This window comes from Kocuria sp. HSID16901, from assembly GCF_003989425.1.
In the GTDB taxonomy this organism is placed as follows: domain Bacteria; phylum Actinomycetota; class Actinomycetes; order Actinomycetales; family Micrococcaceae; genus Rothia; species Rothia massiliensis.
This window is the reverse complement of sequence record NZ_RBLM01000003.1, coordinates 89,155-105,505: the sequence shown is the minus strand read 5'-3', so window position 1 is coordinate 105,505 and position 16,351 is coordinate 89,155. Positions and strand designations below refer to the sequence as shown.

General features: G+C 61.4%; 16 protein-coding genes. 8 read left to right on the top strand and 8 right to left on the bottom strand.

Annotated elements, in window-relative coordinates; genetic code table 11:
- Positions 1-11: 11 nt before the first annotated feature.
- From D8M21_RS05545 to D8M21_RS05530, 4 genes are read right to left on the bottom strand one after another with little or no spacing between them, the layout of a single operon-like run.
- Positions 12-941: an ABC transporter substrate-binding protein gene (locus D8M21_RS05545; RefSeq protein WP_048682208.1), complete on the bottom strand. Its 930-nt coding sequence runs from the start codon at positions 939-941 to the stop codon at positions 12-14.
- Positions 938-1,609, bottom strand: a complete 672-nt coding sequence (locus D8M21_RS05540) for an ABC transporter permease (protein ID WP_048682210.1) — start codon at positions 1,607-1,609, stop codon at positions 938-940. The genes D8M21_RS05545 and D8M21_RS05540 overlap by 4 nt, the downstream gene beginning before the upstream one ends.
- Positions 1,606-2,289, bottom strand: a complete 684-nt coding sequence (locus D8M21_RS05535) for an ABC transporter permease (protein WP_048682213.1) — start codon at positions 2,287-2,289, stop codon at positions 1,606-1,608. The genes D8M21_RS05540 and D8M21_RS05535 overlap by 4 nt, the downstream gene beginning before the upstream one ends.
- A complete protein-coding gene (locus D8M21_RS05530) occupies positions 2,286-3,356 on the bottom strand; it encodes an ABC transporter ATP-binding protein (protein WP_048682217.1) in 1,071 nt (356 codons plus the stop codon). Before D8M21_RS05530 ends, D8M21_RS05535 begins: the two co-directional genes overlap by 4 nt.
- Positions 3,357-3,487: 131 nt before the next feature.
- On the opposite strand from D8M21_RS05530, the gene D8M21_RS05525 reads away from it, so the two are divergent.
- Positions 3,488-4,249, top strand: coding sequence for a GntR family transcriptional regulator (locus D8M21_RS05525; protein WP_048682219.1), 762 nt, complete (start codon positions 3,488-3,490; stop codon positions 4,247-4,249).
- Positions 4,250-4,259: 10 nt separating this feature from the next.
- Here D8M21_RS05525 and D8M21_RS05520 read toward each other — a convergent pair whose 3' ends face one another.
- A complete protein-coding gene (locus tag D8M21_RS05520) occupies positions 4,260-4,772 on the bottom strand; it encodes a MarR family winged helix-turn-helix transcriptional regulator (RefSeq protein ID WP_048682222.1) in 513 nt (170 codons plus the stop codon).
- A 298-nt stretch (positions 4,773-5,070) separates the two neighbouring features.
- Here D8M21_RS05520 and nhaA point away from each other — a divergent pair, with 298 nt between their 5' ends.
- The 7 genes from nhaA to D8M21_RS05485 all read left to right on the top strand — a co-directional run bounded on the left by nhaA (position 5,071) and on the right by D8M21_RS05485 (position 15,237).
- The gene (gene nhaA, locus D8M21_RS05515; protein WP_048682228.1) at positions 5,071-6,357 is read left to right on the top strand and encodes a Na+/H+ antiporter NhaA; all 1,287 of its coding nucleotides are present in this window, start codon (positions 5,071-5,073) and stop codon (positions 6,355-6,357) included.
- Positions 6,358-6,434: 77 nt separating this feature from the next.
- Positions 6,435-7,604, top strand: a complete 1,170-nt coding sequence (locus D8M21_RS05510; protein WP_048682231.1) for an alpha/beta hydrolase — start codon at positions 6,435-6,437, stop codon at positions 7,602-7,604.
- A gap of 18 nt (positions 7,605-7,622) precedes the next feature.
- The gene (gene lysX, locus D8M21_RS05505) at positions 7,623-11,096 is read left to right on the top strand and encodes a bifunctional lysylphosphatidylglycerol synthetase/lysine--tRNA ligase LysX (protein WP_065424300.1); all 3,474 of its coding nucleotides are present in this window, start codon (positions 7,623-7,625) and stop codon (positions 11,094-11,096) included.
- Positions 11,093-11,803: a hypothetical protein gene (locus D8M21_RS05500; protein ID WP_048682233.1), complete on the top strand. Its 711-nt coding sequence runs from the start codon at positions 11,093-11,095 to the stop codon at positions 11,801-11,803. Before lysX ends, D8M21_RS05500 begins: the two co-directional genes overlap by 4 nt.
- 147 nt (positions 11,804-11,950) lie before the next feature.
- Complete coding sequence (locus D8M21_RS05495; protein ID WP_048682236.1) at positions 11,951-13,456, top strand: alanine/glycine:cation symporter family protein; 1,506 nt, start codon at positions 11,951-11,953, stop codon at positions 13,454-13,456.
- A gap of 91 nt (positions 13,457-13,547) precedes the next feature.
- A complete protein-coding gene (locus D8M21_RS05490; RefSeq protein WP_048682240.1) occupies positions 13,548-14,117 on the top strand; it encodes an arsenic metallochaperone ArsD family protein in 570 nt (189 codons plus the stop codon).
- A gap of 457 nt (positions 14,118-14,574) precedes the next feature.
- Complete coding sequence (locus tag D8M21_RS05485; RefSeq protein WP_126855707.1) at positions 14,575-15,237, top strand: hypothetical protein; 663 nt, start codon at positions 14,575-14,577, stop codon at positions 15,235-15,237.
- On the opposite strand, the gene D8M21_RS11260 is transcribed toward D8M21_RS05485, so the two are convergent.
- Genes D8M21_RS11260 through D8M21_RS11470 form a run of 3 tightly spaced genes read right to left on the bottom strand, consistent with a single transcriptional unit; the run spans position 15,231 to position 16,349 of the window.
- Positions 15,231-15,488 carry a hypothetical protein gene (locus D8M21_RS11260; protein ID WP_126855706.1) on the bottom strand — a complete coding sequence of 86 codons (258 nt, stop codon included), beginning with the start codon at positions 15,486-15,488 and terminating at the stop codon, positions 15,231-15,233. The two genes, D8M21_RS05485 and D8M21_RS11260, sit on opposite strands and share 7 nt — an antisense overlap.
- A 51-nt stretch (positions 15,489-15,539) precedes the next feature.
- On the bottom strand, positions 15,540-16,178 hold the full coding sequence (locus tag D8M21_RS05475) for a glutamine amidotransferase-related protein (RefSeq protein ID WP_048682247.1): 639 nt from the start codon (positions 16,176-16,178) through the stop codon (positions 15,540-15,542).
- A 9-nt stretch (positions 16,179-16,187) separates the two neighbouring features.
- Positions 16,188-16,349: a hypothetical protein gene (locus tag D8M21_RS11470; protein ID WP_048682249.1), complete on the bottom strand. Its 162-nt coding sequence runs from the start codon at positions 16,347-16,349 to the stop codon at positions 16,188-16,190.
- Positions 16,350-16,351 lie beyond the last annotated feature (2 nt).

Sequence of the window (16,351 nt, the reverse complement as noted above, 5' to 3'; positions counted from 1 at the left end):
CGCCTCCGACCTTACATCCCCTTACCCGAGGTCCAGTCCTGAGCGGCCTGAACGGTGGAGACTTTCTCGTCCCCACTCACCCGGTCATTCAGGTGGATCAGGTCTTGGGTCGTCAATGTCCGAGAAACCTTGTTGATGACCTCTCGCGCCGCTTCGGGTACCTGATCGCTGCGGATCAGTGGAATGACCTGTTGCGCGATGAAGTTGTTCTTGGGATCGTCGAGCACCACCAGATGGTTCTTTTCGATCGCCGGAGTGGTGGTGAAGATGTCTGCCACCTGCACCTGGTCATCGAGGAGAGCTTTGACGGTCAGGGGGCCGCCGGCGTCGTTAATGGGCGAAAACTTCTGGGGAACGCAGCCGTACTTATCCTTCAAACCCGGTAGGCCATATGCGCGTTCTTGGAATTCCGGGGGCCCCGCCAGGGTGATGTTCGAGCAGACCGAACCTAGGTCCGTGAGGGAGGAGAGCCCATATTTCTTGGCAGTGGACTGGGTGACCACCAGCGCGTCCTTATCCTCGGCGGGCGACGCCTCCATGACCTCCAAGCCCTGAGGCACCACGGATTTGAGCCCGGCCATGATGTCCTCGGCTGTGCTGGCCGTGGACTTGGCGTCGAAGTACTGCAACAGGTTGCCTGAATAGTCCGGGACGAGACTCACGCTGCCCTGCTGGATGGCACCGATGTAGGCTTCCCGCGCGCCGATGGCCGGGTCGGTCTCGGCCTTGTGCCCGGCGTTATTGAGGGCGGCCGCGTAGATTTCGGCGATGATTTGGGATTCCACGAAATCGGCGGAGCCCACCACAATGGTTCCCCGGCCCTTCGCGGGTCCCAACGCGTTTTCGCCGGACAGCCCACAGCCCGTCATCGTCAGAACGGATGCAGCGGCCGCGAGCCCCAAGGCCCGACGTCGTGAGGTGGTCGCGTGTGAATGCCTCATGATTCCTCTTTCACCAAGCCCGGGGAGGTCAACAAGCGCTGGATGAAGGCCAGAACACCGTCGATAACCAGTGCAAGCACCGCCGCGAGAAGCATCGAAGCGACCATTCGCGAGTAATCTCGCACCGCCAGGCCGTCGATCAAGAATCGCCCCAGACCACCCAGGTCGATGTAGGCCATGACCGTTACCGTGGCCACCACTTGCAGGGCCGCGTTTCGAATGCCGCTAAACAACACGGGCACGGCGTTGGGGATTTCCACTTGGGTGAGAATCTGCCATTCCTTCAGGCCTTGGGCCCGGGCGGCGTCGACCACGCTGGGGTCCACCGCGGCGACGGCCGTATAGGCGTTCGCGAGCATGGGCGCCACGGCCAGAATCACCAGAGCCAAGACGGGCGCGGTCAGACCGATGCCGATCCATAACGCAAAAAGCGTGAGCAGCCCCAGAGTGGGCAGGGACCTCAGCGCCCCGGCCACACCGATCACCAGGTTGCCACCTCGCCGCGTATGCCCCAGCCAGAGGCCAAGAGGAATCGAGATAACGGCGGCGATGCCCAATACCAAGCCCGAATACGCCAGGTGCTCGCCCACCCGGGCCCAGATGCCGGTCGCTCCCGTCCAGGACCCCGGGGTGCCGAACCAGTTCCACGTTTCTTGGACGACGTTCATACCTTCACCTGCCAACGCGTTGCGGCCGCGGCAGACCAGGCCACCAAGCGGTCCAGGATGATCGCCATCAACGCGATCAGCACAATCCCGACCACAATTTCGGTCGTGAAGTCACGCCGCAAACCATCGGTGAAGAGCGTGCCCAGTGACTGGATGCCAATCACCGCGCCCACGGAAACCATCGAAATATTCGAGACGAGAGCGACCCGCAGCCCGGCGGCCATTACGGGAATAGAGAGCGGCAACTCGACGGCCCAAAACCGACGAGCGGGGCGGTAACCCATCGACGTCGCGGCGTCGAGAACGGCCACGTCCACGGACTCGAAGGCGTCCACGCAGGTTCGGACCATCATCGCCACCACATAGAGACTCAACGCGATCATCACGTTCGTCAAGGACGTGATCGCGGTGCCCAATATCAACGGCAACAGCACAAAGAGGGCCAATGAGGGAATCGTGTACAGCAGGGAGGCCAGGTTCACGACGACGCCGCGCCGCACCTTGCCGGCCCGTGAGCCGAGTCCTCCCGACCCCTTCGAACCGCGCGCCCTCCGCACGGCGGAGAATTTGGCGATCGGAATCGAAATGATCGTCCCGATGATCACGGGCACAACGGACTGCAGCAGGTGCAGCCACGTCAATTCGCCCACGTAGGAGAGGTTATGGAAGAGCCACGTCACGAACCGACCCCGTAACGGCTCAGGCGTTCGCGAGTCGTGGCGTCCATGACGTCGTCCGAGGAGAGCACCCCAAGAGCGACGCCGTCGTCGTCCACAGCCACGCCCCAGCCGGACGGCGAGGACAACACAGAGTCGAGGGCCTCCCGGAGGCTCTGACCTCGCGTGAAGAGGCTTCCGCCGGGGACGTGCCGGTCGGCGATCCGCCATCCTCTCGGGTGACCCGCGTCGTCGAGAACCAATTCCCATTCGCCCCAGGGGCGATCAGGAGAATCCAGCGGATGGATCGGGAGGTCATCGGATGCGGCGAAGGTCAGGCGGCGGGTTCCGCGGTCGTGGCCGACAAAGGAGGCGACGAAGTCATTGGCGGGCTGCCGGAGGATCTCCTCCGGGCTGCCGAATTGTTCGATCTTGCCCCCGGTCCCGAAGACCGCGACGCGGTGCCCCAAGGTCACGGCCTCGTCGATATCGTGGGTCACGAAGACGATGGTCCGCTTGAGGGTTTCGTGCAATCGAACCAATTCGCGTTGCAGATCGGCGCGAACCACCGGGTCCACGGCAGAGAAGGGCTCGTCCATCAACAGGATCGGGGAATCCGCCGCGAGCGCTCGGGCCACTCCCACCCGTTGGGCCTGACCGCCGGAAAGTTGTGCCGGATACCGCTTGCTGAGCCCCCGGTCCAGGCCAACGGTGTCCATGAGTTCGAGCGCATTGTGGCGCGAGGTGCGGGCCGAGACGCCGTTGAGGCGAGGCACCGTGGCGATATTGTCCGCGACCGTACGGTGCGGCATCAGGCCGGACTGCTGCATCACGTATCCCATAGATCGACGCAGCTGAAAGGCTGGCTCTTCCCTGTGGTCCCGCCCCTGAATCAGGATGCGCCCCTCGCTCGGTTCGACCATCCGGTTGATCATGCGGAGGGAGGTGGTTTTGCCGCAGCCCGAGGGCCCCACGAAGACGGTAATGAGCCCGTCCGGGATCTCGAGATTGAGATTCTCGACGGCCGTGACGGCGTCATATCGCTTGCTGACATCGACAAATTCGATGGCAGTCGCGTTTTCAGATTCCATGGTGGTCCCTCCATTGGACTTCTTCGACCACACTATGCCACGTCCACATGCACCGAGAGGCCTGCGTGTTCCATACTGGTACGGCAGATCCCCGCCCTGAGAGCGTAGGGGTACCGATCCCAGGAGGCTGAATGTCTGAGTCGACACCGCCCAAGTATCGCGTCGTCGAACGTCTGCTCAGGGCACGGATCGACCGCCTGGACGACGGCGCATTATTACCTACTGAGACGCAGATGTGCCGCGAATACGGCGTCTCACGCATCACGATGCGTCGCGCGATCGACGAGGTGGCCCGCGATGGCCTCGTCACCCGGCATCGAGGGCACGGCACCAAGGTCAATCGTCCCGAGCCTGAACCCGTCGATCACCGCGTTGAGCAGGGTGAACACTTCGACAGCACGTTCACCGGGTTTTTTGGGCAGCTCACCGGATTCGGGCATCACGTCCATTCCGATGTCTTGGAGTTGAGGCCGGTGCGCGCGAATTTCGCCGTGGCCCGCGCGCTAGGGGTTGAACCCCACTCCGAGGTGCTTCACATGAGCCGACGTCGCTACGTTGACGGGAGCGTGCACCAGCTTTCACGAACGTGGTTTCTGATCGGACAGTTTCCCGGAATCGAGGACGAGGATTTCAGCGAGCAGTCCCTCTATGGTTACCTCGAAAAACGTCATGGGGTGACCATCGCGAAACAGAATCTCAGCGTGGCGCAGGTTGTGCCGTCCCGCGACGATGCGCGTCTCCTGGGAATCACGGACCAGAGGCCCCGCTTGTCCCTGTCCATTACGGCCCTGACGAGTGACGGAGATAGTTTCCTCTACGGAGAGTCGATCTTCGTCTCTCACGATGCCCACATCTATTTCACGGCGACGGGACAAACCCTTCAGGGCTCATAAGCGAAGGCCGTCAGGCCCTGGGTTGAGCGCCCTTGGCGAGCTGTGCCGCAACGATGGCCGACGGACGGCCTCCCAACAAGGCCTCGCCGATGCCTGCCAGCTGCGTGACCTGACGTTTAGTGAGTCGATTAAAAACGGCCGCACGAACCTGTGCCACGTGCCCCGGGGCGGCGGCGACGACGGTGTCAATGCCTGGCTGACGCAGGTGACAGATGCTGACGCGCCGGTCGAGCTCGGAGGTGGTTCGCTCCACGAGGCCGTTTTCCTCCAGCCGCTTGACCACGCGGGAGAGCCGTGCCAGCCGGGTATTCGTTTGCGTCGAGAGCTCGGTCATCGTCAGCTGACGATCCGGTGCTTCCGAAAGCATTGCTAAAACCATGTACTCGACGAACCCGAGGTCGGCATCGCGCTGGAGTTGATTCTCGAGTTGTCCGGGTAGCTGAAACATGATGGCCGAAAGGCACAACCACGCTTCCCGTTCTTCGGGTGAGAGCCACTGGGGCTCGGGCTGACTCTTGGGCACGTGCTACACCGAACCCTTCCCGCTGGACGATACTGCGCCGGCCCTCGGCCAGCATGACACGGCTATTATGCCTTACGTCATGCTTCACCCGATGGCACGCCCGCGCTCTCACTTGGGCATTCAACGGTTTGGCGGCATGGATCGCCCGGTGATCCGCGACATGGACGTGTTCTACGAAAGCACGTAACATGGGGCGCTCTGGTGTGCCGGGAAGTCTGGTCGGCAAGCGCAGGATGCGCTTCTGCAACGCCGATGTGTGCCGTCTCGGCCCGTCGGTCCCCGATCCACAGGAGACCCCATGTCACACCGTGCACTCACCCCCATTCAACGTCTCGGCACCGCCCTGCGCTCGGAATCCATGGGTGGAATCATTCTTCTGGTCGCGACGGTCGCGGCCCTCGTCGTCGCCAATTCCGAAGCTTCGTCCTGGTACTTTGCCGTCCGCGACCAACATCTCGGGATTCATCTCGGGTCGCTCAACCTCGACTTAAGCGTGGGCCATTGGGCCTCTGACGGATTGCTGGCCGTCTTCTTCTTCCTCATCGGCCTGGAGCTGAAGAAGGAATTTACCGTGGGGGACCTCCGCGACCCTCGAACAGCCGTCGTCCCCGTCGCCGCGGCGGTCGGAGGCGTCGCGCTTCCGGCCATCATCTTTGCCCTCGTCAATGCGGCTTCCGGCGGCGAGACGATGGGTGGCTGGGCGATCCCCACGGCTACCGATATCGCCTTCGCTGTGGCAGTTCTCGCCGTCGTGGGCCGGAGTTTGCCAGCCGCCGTGCGCACCTTTCTCCTGACGCTGGCTGTGGTGGACGACCTCATCGCGATCACGATCATCGCCCTGTTCTATTCCGAAGGGTTGAACCTCGGCCTTCTGGCCTTGGCCGTTGTGCCGCTGGCCCTCTACGCGCTGGCGGCCCGACGCTGGGAGAAGCTCTTTCACTCGTCCTCCGTGGCTGCCTGGTTGATCTTGCTGCCGCTCGGCGTCCTCACCTGGGCTTTATTCCTCGGATCGGGCATCCACGCGACGATCGCCGGAGTGCTCCTCGGATTTTGCGTTCCGGTACAGAAGGGCCCACGCACGCCCGCCGCCAGCGATCACGGCCTCTCCGAGATCCTCGAGCATCGCTTGCGTCCCCTCTCTGCGAGCGTCTGCGTTCCCGTCTTCGCGTTCTTTTCGGCGGGAGTCACCGTCGGCGGTTTTGATGGGTTGACCAAGGCGTTGGGAAGCCCGGTGGGGATCGGCATCGTCGTCGGGCTCCTCCTGGGCAAGTGCCTCGGGATCACCGGCGCGACGTGGCTCGTCACGCGGTTCCGTGGCCCTAGCCTCGACCCAACGATCGCGTGGTGGGACCTCATCGGGCTGTCGGTTCTGGCGGGCATCGGATTCACCGTCTCACTCTTGATTTCCGAACTGAGTTTCGCGGCGGGTTCCCCGTTTGGCGACAAGGCCAAGGTCGCCATTCTCACCGGATCTGCACTGGCTGCGGTACTCGGAGGCGCCCTACTCTCGGTCCGGAATTATCGGTACCGCCGGGTACATACCTCTCATCATGGGCAGTCCTTTCCTGCGGAAAAGTCCGCCTAGCAGGTCAACGTTGAGGCCTGAGACCGTAGAATCGACAGACGGCGCCGCATCGCCATTGAGCGGCGCAGAGGAGGAACATGCAGATATTTGAACTCACCGAGTGGGGATTCCTCATTGCGCTGTGGGTATTCACGGCACTGGTGTTCTTGCTCGCCGTGGTGTTCCTTCCGCGACTTCCGACGCGCCGTCTGATCAGTTCCGTGGTTCAAGCCGTGGTCATGCTGCTCGTGTCGGTATTGATTCTGGTCTCCGTGGCGGCCTACTTGAATCGGCAGAATAGCTGGTACACCTCGTGGGATGACCTCGCTGGCGGATCGGCGATGGCACTCCCGACGGAAAAATACGGCGCCCCCGCTCATGGCGTGACCAAGGCTCTCGCACTCTCGGGAAGTGTCACGGACGAGCAGCGCGATCCTCAGAAGAATCCAGCGTTCCAGAACAAGATTCAGGACACCGCAGCGCACGGCCAATACTTCACGGTTCCCGTAGCCGGCGAGACCAGTGGCCAAACCTATGACGTGATGGTGTGGCTTCCCAAGTCTTATCTGCATGACAAAGACAAGATGTACCCCGTGATCATGGGGTTCACGGGGTTCCCGGGGTCGCCTCAGACCTATTCCCACTCCCTCGACTACGGACACATGATTGAACAGGCGGTTGACGAGGGAAAACTGCGTGATTCGATCTTCGTGGTCCCCGCCGTCCTGCCCGGCACCTACGACACCGAATGCGTGGACGGCACCCGAGAACAACCGCATCATGAGACCCCGCGCGTGGAAACCTACATCACGAAGGACCTCATCCCCTGGGTCAAACAAAACCTTCGCGTCGGCGACGATCCTCGCGCTTGGGCCGCCACGGGGTACAGCGCCGGAGGGTACTGCTCGGCCATGTTCAGTGTGAAACACCCTGATCTTTTCGGTTCGGGGCTCGTCCAATCGGGCTATTTCGAGCCGGAATACACCAAGGGCCAGCAATGGAACGAGTCCGACGATCCCCGGTACGACCTGCAGCAGATCGCGGCCACGACCAAACCCTCCGTCAACCTCAATTACTATTCCAGCCAGGATGACCCGCTCTCTTGGCCGTCGTTGACGAAGTTCCGCGACCACGTTGCCGGGCCCACGTCCTTGACCGTCGACTCGGTCGCCGCGGGAGGCCATCGTCAAGACGTGTGGCAGCCCGGTATGGTGAAAAGCCTTTCGTGGTTGGGTAGCACCAGCCCTTTTTTCGCCCCCACGTCCTAATCACGAGGAAATGACTCGATGAGCACCAAACGCACGCCAGCCCGGTCTATTGCGAACGGAAAGAGTCCCCGAGGACGCCGTACCGCGCAGCTGATGATCTGGCTCTATGCCGTGGCGACGTTCATGAACGTTGCCCTCCTCGTGACCCGACCCCTCCATCGGTCCATGATCGGCTGGCCCGAATTCCTTTTCGGACTCCTCAACATTCCGGTCGAGCGGAGCTTGATGACGTTGGTCATCACGGCGGTCGTTTTTTGGGCGCTCCTCCGCCGTAAACGGGCCGGGCTGTGGGCCGCGATGGTCTTCCAGTTCTTCGGAGTTCTTCTGGGTGTCCTGACGGCGATCTCGTTCCCTTACGTGGAGAACTGGGACGATCTCTGGGCCGAGGTGCCCCTGGAACACCCCGCTTGGGACTTCATCGGCGCCGCCGTGGGTATCGTCCTGTTGGTCTTAATGTTCCGAGCACGTCGGGAGTTCCCCGCACGGGTTCTCAAGGCCTCCTACGGTGCTGCGTTGCTCGTCTTACTCGCCGGCGTCGCCCTCGCCGCCTTGTTAGCGCTCGTCTTCTTGCCTTTGGATTCCCTTCACGACATCGGCGCCGTCATGATCCGGGCGCTCGGCTTCACCACACCAGGGGTCTTGGGCCACCTCCACGGCATTCCCCTGTGGTGCATTCAAATCATTTCGACGGTCTACGGCCTCACCGCGATCGTCGCCATTTGGGTTTTCCTGCGTTCCGCCCGACCGGTGCACTCGTGGACCGGCGAGCGCGAACTCCAGCTCCGGGCGTTGCTCCGCGACTACGGCCACCAGGATTCCCTCTCCTATTTCGGCACGCGCCGGGAAAAGTCCACGGTTTTCTCCCCGGACGGTCGCGCCGCCGTGACCTATCGGGTATTTGGTTCGGTCTCGCTGGCTTCGGGAGATCCCATCGGCGAGCATGCCTCTTGGGCCAGTGCCATTCAGGAGTGGAAGTCCGAGGCCAGGGAATATGGCTGGATTCCCGCCGTCATCAGTGCGAGCCGCGAAGGTGCCCGCGCATATGCCCAAGCGGGAATGACCGTGGTGGGGATGGGTGACGAGGCGATCCTCTACCCGGACCGTTTCTCCCTCAACAACACGTCGATGACCGAGATTCGCCATAGCACCCAGCGCCTGGAACGCGAGGGTGTCACGGTCAAGGTGCGCCGTCAGGGCGACCTCTCCGAGGAACAACTCGGGCACATGGCCGAGCTGAGCGATACATGGCGTCACGGCAAGGTCGAACGCGGGTTCTCCATGGCCCTGAACCGCACGGGAGACCCAGCCGATTACCGCACGGTAACCCTGGTGGCGTACTCGTCCGACGGCGAGCCCATCGGGCTGTTGAGCTTCGTGCCGTGGGGTAGCAACGGCTTATCCCTCGACGTCATGAGGCGCGCTCCCGGTGCGCCCAATGGAACCACCGAGTTCATGATCGTGAAGATGATGGAAGAGGCCGAAGGCCTGGGCATCACCCGCGTGTCCCTGAACTTCGCGATGTTCCGAGAAACCTTCGCGCGCTCGGAGGAGCTCGGCGCCAACCCGTTGACCAAATTCGGTTCCTCCGTTTTAGGGGTTTTGGACCGGTTCCTGCAGCTCGAGCGCCTCTACAAGTTCAATCAGAAATTCAGCCCGTCATGGGTTCCGCGGTTTATCTGTGTCGAGTCCTACGTTTCCCTTGCCCCGGTCGGGCTCGCGTGTGGTGTGGCGGAAGGGTTCCTTCCGGCGTGGCTCACCCATAAGCCGAGCCGCACCGGTACTCTCGGCCGCAATGAGCTGGCCCGCCTGCGTGAGTCCGAACGACGCCGCATCGCCCCCGAGGATCTCGCCCCGCAGTGGTCGGATCAGACGAGGCATCGCATCGCCCACCTCGAGCAGATGCGCGAGGCCGGGATCGAGCCCTACCCCAAGGGGACGGGCGAAGGCATGAGCGTGGTGTCCTTCTCAGCGCTCTTGAATTCCCCGGAAGCCGAAGAGGCACGGTCTCGAACGGATCAGGGCGCTCTCGTGGCTGGATCTTCTCAGGAAGGCGCCCAGGCCTCTGGGTCGCACCGCGCCGAACCAGGGCCTTCAGCTCTTTCGGTGACGGGGCGGGTTCGCTCGATCCGGCGTCACGGCAAGGTCAGCTTCATCGACCTCTACGAGCATGGAACGGTGATCCAGGCGGTGCTCGACGACGCCGTCTGCGGCCCCGAAACCCGACGGGCCGTTCGCTGGATCGACACCGGCGATCACGTGTTGTTCCGCGGACGCATCGGGGCCTCGCGCAACGGGACGCCGTCGTTGATCGTGGAGTCGTGGGAGATGCTTTCAAAGTGCCTGCACCCGATCCCCTTCGATTCCTTCACCGACCCCGAGGCCAGGCTCCGACGTCGTTCGATGGACCTGATTGTGAACCCGGCCGAATCCCACAGGCTTCGCATCCGCTCGGCCACGATTCGCTCAATCCGGCGAACCCTGGACGCTCATAACTTTCTCGAGGTCGAGACGCCGATGCTCAACACGGTGCACGGCGGCGCGAGTGCCCGTCCATTCAAAACGTTCATCAACGCTTACGGCGTGGACCTCACCCTGCGCATCGCCCCAGAGCTGTACCTGAAGCGGCTCGTCGTCGGCGACATGGGCCCGGTGTACGAGTTGGGTCGCGACTTCCGCAATGAAGGCGCGGACGCGACGCACAACCCGGAGTTCACGGTCTTGGAGGCGTATCAACCGTACGCGGATTACAACGTCATGCGGGAGCTGACAGAACGCCTCCTCAAGAATGCCGCGCGCGAGGTCTTTGGCGAAGAAGTGCTGCCGCTGCGTCTCGGTGAGGATCCCAAGGATCCGCGCCAGGAGGCCGTACTGACGGATGTTTCAGGCCCCTGGCCCGTGGTCAGCGTGTGCGACGCGCTCTCGGAGGCTGTCGGCCAACGCATCGACCTGGAAACGAACTTCGAAGAACTTCTGGGGCTGGCCCGCCAGCACGAAATCCACGTACGCGACGACATGGGCCCCGGAGCCGTGATCGAAGAACTCTACGGTGAACTCGTTGAGGCGAAGACCTCTCGACCCACGTTCTACAAGGACTTCCCCGTAGAGACCTCACCGCTGGCCGGTCCACACCGCAGCGAACCAGGCTTGGCCGAACGCTGGGACCTGGTGATCAACGGGACCGAGATGGGCACCGCCTACTCCGAGATGGCCGACGCCCTCGAACAACGACGCCGCCTGACCGAGCAGTCTCTCAAGGCCGCGGCCGGTGATCTCGAGGCCATGCAGATCGACGAGGACTTCCTGGACGCCTTGGAAACGGGGTTGCCTCCCACGGGCGGCATGGGCATCGGCATTGATCGCTTGATCATGATGCTCACGGGTGCACCGATCCGTGGCGTCTTGGCTTTCCCGTTTGTCCGGCCGGGTTCAACCCCTCGTCTTAAGTCCGCGCCGCGGAAAGTTTCTGGCCCAGATTCGGCGTCGGTCGAGTGAACGAGCTGCAGTTTTTCGGGGTCGCCTCGGGGCTCGGAATCGGCGGATTTGACCCGGTTCCGGCCTTGATCGCCGCCGTCTACATTGCGGCCCGGGGTAACTCCGGACAATCCGCTGCACGAAAGGCGCGACGCGACGTATTGCTCTTTGGCGCGGTGCTGATTCTTGGGACCGCCGCCTGGGGGTTCGCTCTCTCGCGCCTACTCGGCGAGCATTTGGCCGATATTCCGTGGCATTCACTGCTACGGGCAGGTGGTTGGGCCGCCGGCATCGAAATTCTCGTGGCCATCGTGGGGTTGTGTTTCGCCGGCTACCGTTGGATTCACCGTAACGATCCTCCCGAGGAGAAAGAACAGCAAGACAGGAGCCTAGCCGGCCTGCTTTCGGTGGCGCTCGGGTTCGTCGCGATCGTCACGGCCGATCTGCCGTTCGTCGTCACCATCGGTCTCTCCTCTCACCAACCCGCATGGGCTGTTCTCCCGGCATTCCTGGCCTGGGCAGTCATCTCGCAGGGTCCGCTTTTCGTCATGTGCGTCGCCGTGCTCTTCAATCAGCATCATCGGGCATCCAAGTGGATCGGAAGAGCATGGTCGGCAGCCCGTCCGTGGATCCGTACAGCGATTCCTGTGGCCATCGCCGTCATCTGCGTGTTGCTGCTCCTCGACGCCGGGCGCTACTTCGTGATGGGGCGCTTCCTCGTCGGTTAGTGGCTTTGCGGGTTCACCGTCGCGCTCAACTGTGTCCGGCGCAACCTCCTGACTACGTCGAGTTTCGGTAATTTCTCAGGCCGGATATGCTGTCACGGCCGCGGGCTGTTTTCGCTCGGGGCCCGCTCGCACTCGAAAGTGATACTCATGGATGCACTCACCAACATCGTGACTCATGTCGGCGACTTCATCTGGCAGGGCATGTTCGTTGTCCTGATTGGCATTGGCCTGTACCTCACGATCCGCACCCGCGGCGTGCAGTTCCGGTCGATTTCCGAGATGTTCCGGGTGCTGGGCGAGCCCAGCGGCAAGGATTCATCGGGCAGAAACCAGATTTCCTCGTTCCGAGCCTTCACCATTTCCGCCGCATCCCGCGTCGGTACGGCCAATATCGCCGGCGTCGCGCTGGCCATCAGCATTGGCGGACCGGGTGCCGTGTTCTGGATGTGGGTTATCGCATCCCTGGGTGCCGCGAGTGCGTTCGTCGAGTCGTTGCTGGCGCAGCTGTACAAGCATCCCGGCAAGGAGTCGTATGTTGGCGGCCCGGCGTACTACATGGAACGCGGACTCCGGGCTCGATGGATGGGCGTCGCGTTCGCCGTCATCATCTGCCTGACCTACGGATTCGTGTTCAACACGGTGCAGTCCAATTCGATCGTCGACGCCATCTCGCAGTCGACCAAGTCCTTCGCCCCCGACCTGGCCGAGGGGTCCGGGCTGAAGGTCATCATCGGCGTCGTGCTAGCGGTTATTACCGCTCTCATCATCTTTGGCGGAATCCGTTCGATCTCTTCGGTGACCCAGGTGCTCGTACCTGTGATGGCCGTGATGTATGTGGGACTCGGCCTGATCGTCGTCGTCATGAACCTGAATTTGGTTCCGGAAATGTTCGTCAAGATCATCCAGGGAGCCTTCGGTATCAAGGAATTTGTTTCCGGTGGTCTGATGGGCGTGATCATTCAGGGCGTGCGTCGTGGCTTGTTCTCGAACGAGGCAGGCATGGGTTCGGCACCCAATGCGGGTGCCACCGCCGCAGTTTCGCACCCCGCCAAGCAGGGCTTCGTTCAGTCGCTCGGCGTGTACTTCGATACCCTCGTGGTCTGCTCGATCACCGCCTTCATTGTTCTGCTCTCTAACCCGACCTTCGGTGACCAAGCCGCGGGTGCTTCCCTGACGCAGTCCGCTCTGGCCGCACAGCTCGGCGGTTGGGCGGTGCACTTCTTGACCGTCGCGATTTTCCTCTTCGCGTTCTCGTCCGTGATCGGCAACTACTACTACGGCGAATCAAATATCGAGTTCTTGACCAGCAAGAAGTGGATTCTTCAGGCCTACCGCGTGGTGGTCCTGCTGTGCGTCTTCGGCGGGGCCGTGGTGGCCCTCGACCTCGTGTGGTCGTTGGCGGACGTGTTCATGGCGATCATGGCGTTGCTGAACCTCATTGCCGTGTTCCTTCTCGCCGGGGTCGCCAACAAGGTCCTCAAGCACTACGAGGCGCAGCGCCGGGAGCGTCGCGAACCGATCTTCCATGCTTCGGACCTACCGGAAATTCGCGGTCTCGAGGCGTGGAAGGGCGACGACGAGGTCACCACGCGTGAGTTCTGGATCGATCACGAGGCCATGCGCGCCGCCAGCCGCAACCGTTCGCGCTCCTAACCGGTCATAACGCTCGGCGTGCCGCGAACACGCTTGGCGCGTTGGCGGTCGCCAGGGCACGATGGTCGGAAGATTCTAGGTGGAGGGAAGCATGTCGGATCTAACCGAAGTTGAGGTTTTCATCCCCGCTGGTGGCCCGGACGACGTCGAACGGGAAGCCTTTCTCGACGCCGCGGCGTCGCTGGCGGAGCAGGGCTACCCGATCACCGTGTACGTGCGCGGTGAGGACGAGTGGGCTTTCGAGCAGTGCGAGCACGTGGCGGACATGATCGCCGCCTCCGGCGACATGGTCCTGCCGATCACGCTCCTCGGCCCACAGATCGTGGTCTCGTGGATGTACCCGACCGCCGAGCAGATGCAGCGTTTCGCCACCGCTCGTGAGCCAAAACGCAAGGACCCGAGGTTCTCCGCCGCGGCGTCCGCGTGTGGCCCCGGAGGCCGCTCGCTTCCCGGCCAGGCAGGGGCACCCGCGGATCAACCCGCGCCGGCAGGGTTCGCCGCCGTATTGGCAGGTGTCCAGGAGAAGCCTCGTGGAGGCCCCGATATCGGAAGTCGGCGCAATCTCATGGATGGCGACGTCGGCGACGGCCTTCCCGAAGGAGACTCCTCGACGTCGGGAACCCCCTCTGGTGGGTGCTGCGGCGGTTCCTGCGGGCATTAAATACGTAGGAGTGGTTCCTTTGTCGATAACCACTGCAGTTACTTGCCCTGAATGCCAGGCCCTCGCCCATCAAGTTGGTGGTTGGATCGGAGTGCGGCTCCAAACATTTTCTGGAGTTCCAGCTCCCAAAATCCGACTCACAATGCCCTCAAATGAACCAAAAATACCCTTGGTCCTACGCTCGGCGCACCTATAACCATCACAGCCGACCATCTCCATGATCTAATTTAGGGATAGATCAATTTTCTTACAAAACTGCATCAAATCGTAGCGCCTAGGCCGCAGAGCACCTTCATGAAAACTCGGTCATGCAGAATGCATGAATCCCGCTCAATACTTCCCGCGAACAAATCACGGACTCAAGCAACAAGTCGTCGAGTTCCACAAAATAAGCCGCTCAACCCATCGAGTGTTCGACTACACGACAAATCCCGTTCGCTCCTATATAGTTCGATTCGTGCATAAGATCACCTCAAAAAATACAAAGTTTCAAAAACTAGCCCTGCTCATCATTCCATGCTCGATTCTCGCGCTTTCCGCCTGTTCCACATCAGGAGACAAAGCCTCTGACCCCCTCTCGGTCCCCCCTGCCTCCACGGCCGGATCCGAGACATCTCAGGCCTCCAAGAATCAAGAGACCCTCAAGTCAGGGCAGGAGGCGGTCGTGAAGGACTCTGACGATGCAATGGTCTACCGATTCAAGGTGAATTCCGCAGAACCCGTAACACAGTGCCCTAACGCCGACTACGAAGGTGCACCGAAACCAGAAAATGGGAATCTAGTTAATCTAAATATTGAAGAAGAAGTCGGAGATCTGGGACAGTCAAAAGATTCATACATAGCCGATTCGAAAAATTTTGGAAATGGCGTCAATCAATCGTCTTGGACGTTCGTGGGCGGGAACGGAACCCGGGCCAACGAAATCATGACCCCCATAACTTACAACTGCTTTCGCCAAGGTGCCCAAGTCTTACCAAACTCGCTGCATAGTAACGAAAAAGCCGTCGGAGGAATGCTGCTCGACCTCCCAGACACCAAGGGAAAATTGACATACACAGATGCGTACAGTGGCACATCGTTCACCTGGATGGTCGAGGACCTTCTAAAGCAGAATCAATAGTATTTAGATAAATTATCAATATAATTGACTGCTTGTGGACTGTCCTGTCGGGCTAGCGACGACGCATTCTCCGAGCCCAGAAGAGTGTGACGGAAAGTGCCGTGATTGCGGTGAATGCCACCAAGATCCACATCGCCCGTTCCAAGAATATGGACAGAAACACCGCAACCAGCACAGCGAGCCATGCCGCAACGGTCGCGATCAGTGCGGTCCATCGTTGCTTCATCATCAATGGGGATGGGTTCTGGCATGACCTTTCCAGCCATGCATCGTCGCGTTTTCGACCAACCGTCGCATCGGCTTTACGACCCAATCAACGGCGACAGTTCCCGCGCCTTCCGTACGGCGCCTGAGAGTCCCAAAGACTCGAGCCAATTGCCGACCATCAGGTACCCATCCTCCGTCAGCACGGATTCGGGGTGGAACTGGACCCCGTGAATCGGCGCGGTGCGATGGCGGATGCCCATGATGATCCCCGACTCGGTGGTCGCGGTGGTCTCGAGCTCCTCCGGTAGCGTTCCTTCGGCGATCGCCAGGGAGTGATACCGCGTGGCCGTAAACGGAGAGCGCACGCCCGAAAAAACCGACGTCGAATTATGCGTAAGCACCGACGTCTTACCGTGCATGAGTTCCGGTGAATGCGAGATGGTACCGCCAAAGGCCTCGGCAATGGCCTGATGCCCCAAGCAGACACCGAACAATGACTTACCGTGCTCGGTCGCCCAATGAATTAAGTCGATGCACACCCCGGCATCCGCAGGAGCACCCGGGCCCGGGGAGAGGAGGACGCCGTCGTGCTCCTCGGCCAAACGAATCGCTTCCTCAGTGGTCAGCGCATCGTTGCGGATCACGGTGGTTTCCGCGCCAAACTGCTGGACGTAACCGACGAGGGTAAAAACGAAGCTGTCGTAGTTATCCACCACGAGGATCTTGATGGTCATGCAAAGCTCCTATTCATCCACGGTCACGTCGGGGCTCAACGGACTGTACTGCGCGACCACCGGAAACACATATTCCATGAGCACCCATACGGCCGCGGCAATTAAGACTATCGCGAAGACGATCCGCAGCCACAGGGGCCCCGGCAAATGGCGAAAAATCCATCCGTACATGA

Coding starts and splice junctions, on each gene's coding strand:
- D8M21_RS05525 (WP_048682219.1), top strand. CDS start 3,488: ATGTCTGAGTCGACACCGCCCAAGTATCGCGTCGTCGAACGTCTGCTC.
- D8M21_RS11260 (WP_126855706.1), bottom strand. CDS start 15,488: ATGCCAGAACCCATCCCCATTGATGATGAAGCAACGATGGACCGCACT.
- D8M21_RS05475 (WP_048682247.1), bottom strand. CDS start 16,178: ATGACCATCAAGATCCTCGTGGTGGATAACTACGACAGCTTCGTTTTT.
- D8M21_RS05490 (WP_048682240.1), top strand. CDS start 13,548: ATGTCGGATCTAACCGAAGTTGAGGTTTTCATCCCCGCTGGTGGCCCG.
- D8M21_RS05545 (WP_048682208.1), bottom strand. CDS start 941: ATGAGGCATTCACACGCGACCACCTCACGACGTCGGGCCTTGGGGCTC.
- D8M21_RS05510 (WP_048682231.1), top strand. CDS start 6,435: ATGCAGATATTTGAACTCACCGAGTGGGGATTCCTCATTGCGCTGTGG.
- D8M21_RS05530 (WP_048682217.1), bottom strand. CDS start 3,356: ATGGAATCTGAAAACGCGACTGCCATCGAATTTGTCGATGTCAGCAAG.
- D8M21_RS11470 (WP_048682249.1), bottom strand. CDS start 16,349: ATGTACGGATGGATTTTTCGCCATTTGCCGGGGCCCCTGTGGCTGCGG.
- D8M21_RS05540 (WP_048682210.1), bottom strand. CDS start 1,609: ATGAACGTCGTCCAAGAAACGTGGAACTGGTTCGGCACCCCGGGGTCC.
- nhaA (WP_048682228.1), top strand. CDS start 5,071: ATGTCACACCGTGCACTCACCCCCATTCAACGTCTCGGCACCGCCCTG.
- D8M21_RS05495 (WP_048682236.1), top strand. CDS start 11,951: ATGGATGCACTCACCAACATCGTGACTCATGTCGGCGACTTCATCTGG.
- lysX (WP_065424300.1), top strand. CDS start 7,623: ATGAGCACCAAACGCACGCCAGCCCGGTCTATTGCGAACGGAAAGAGT.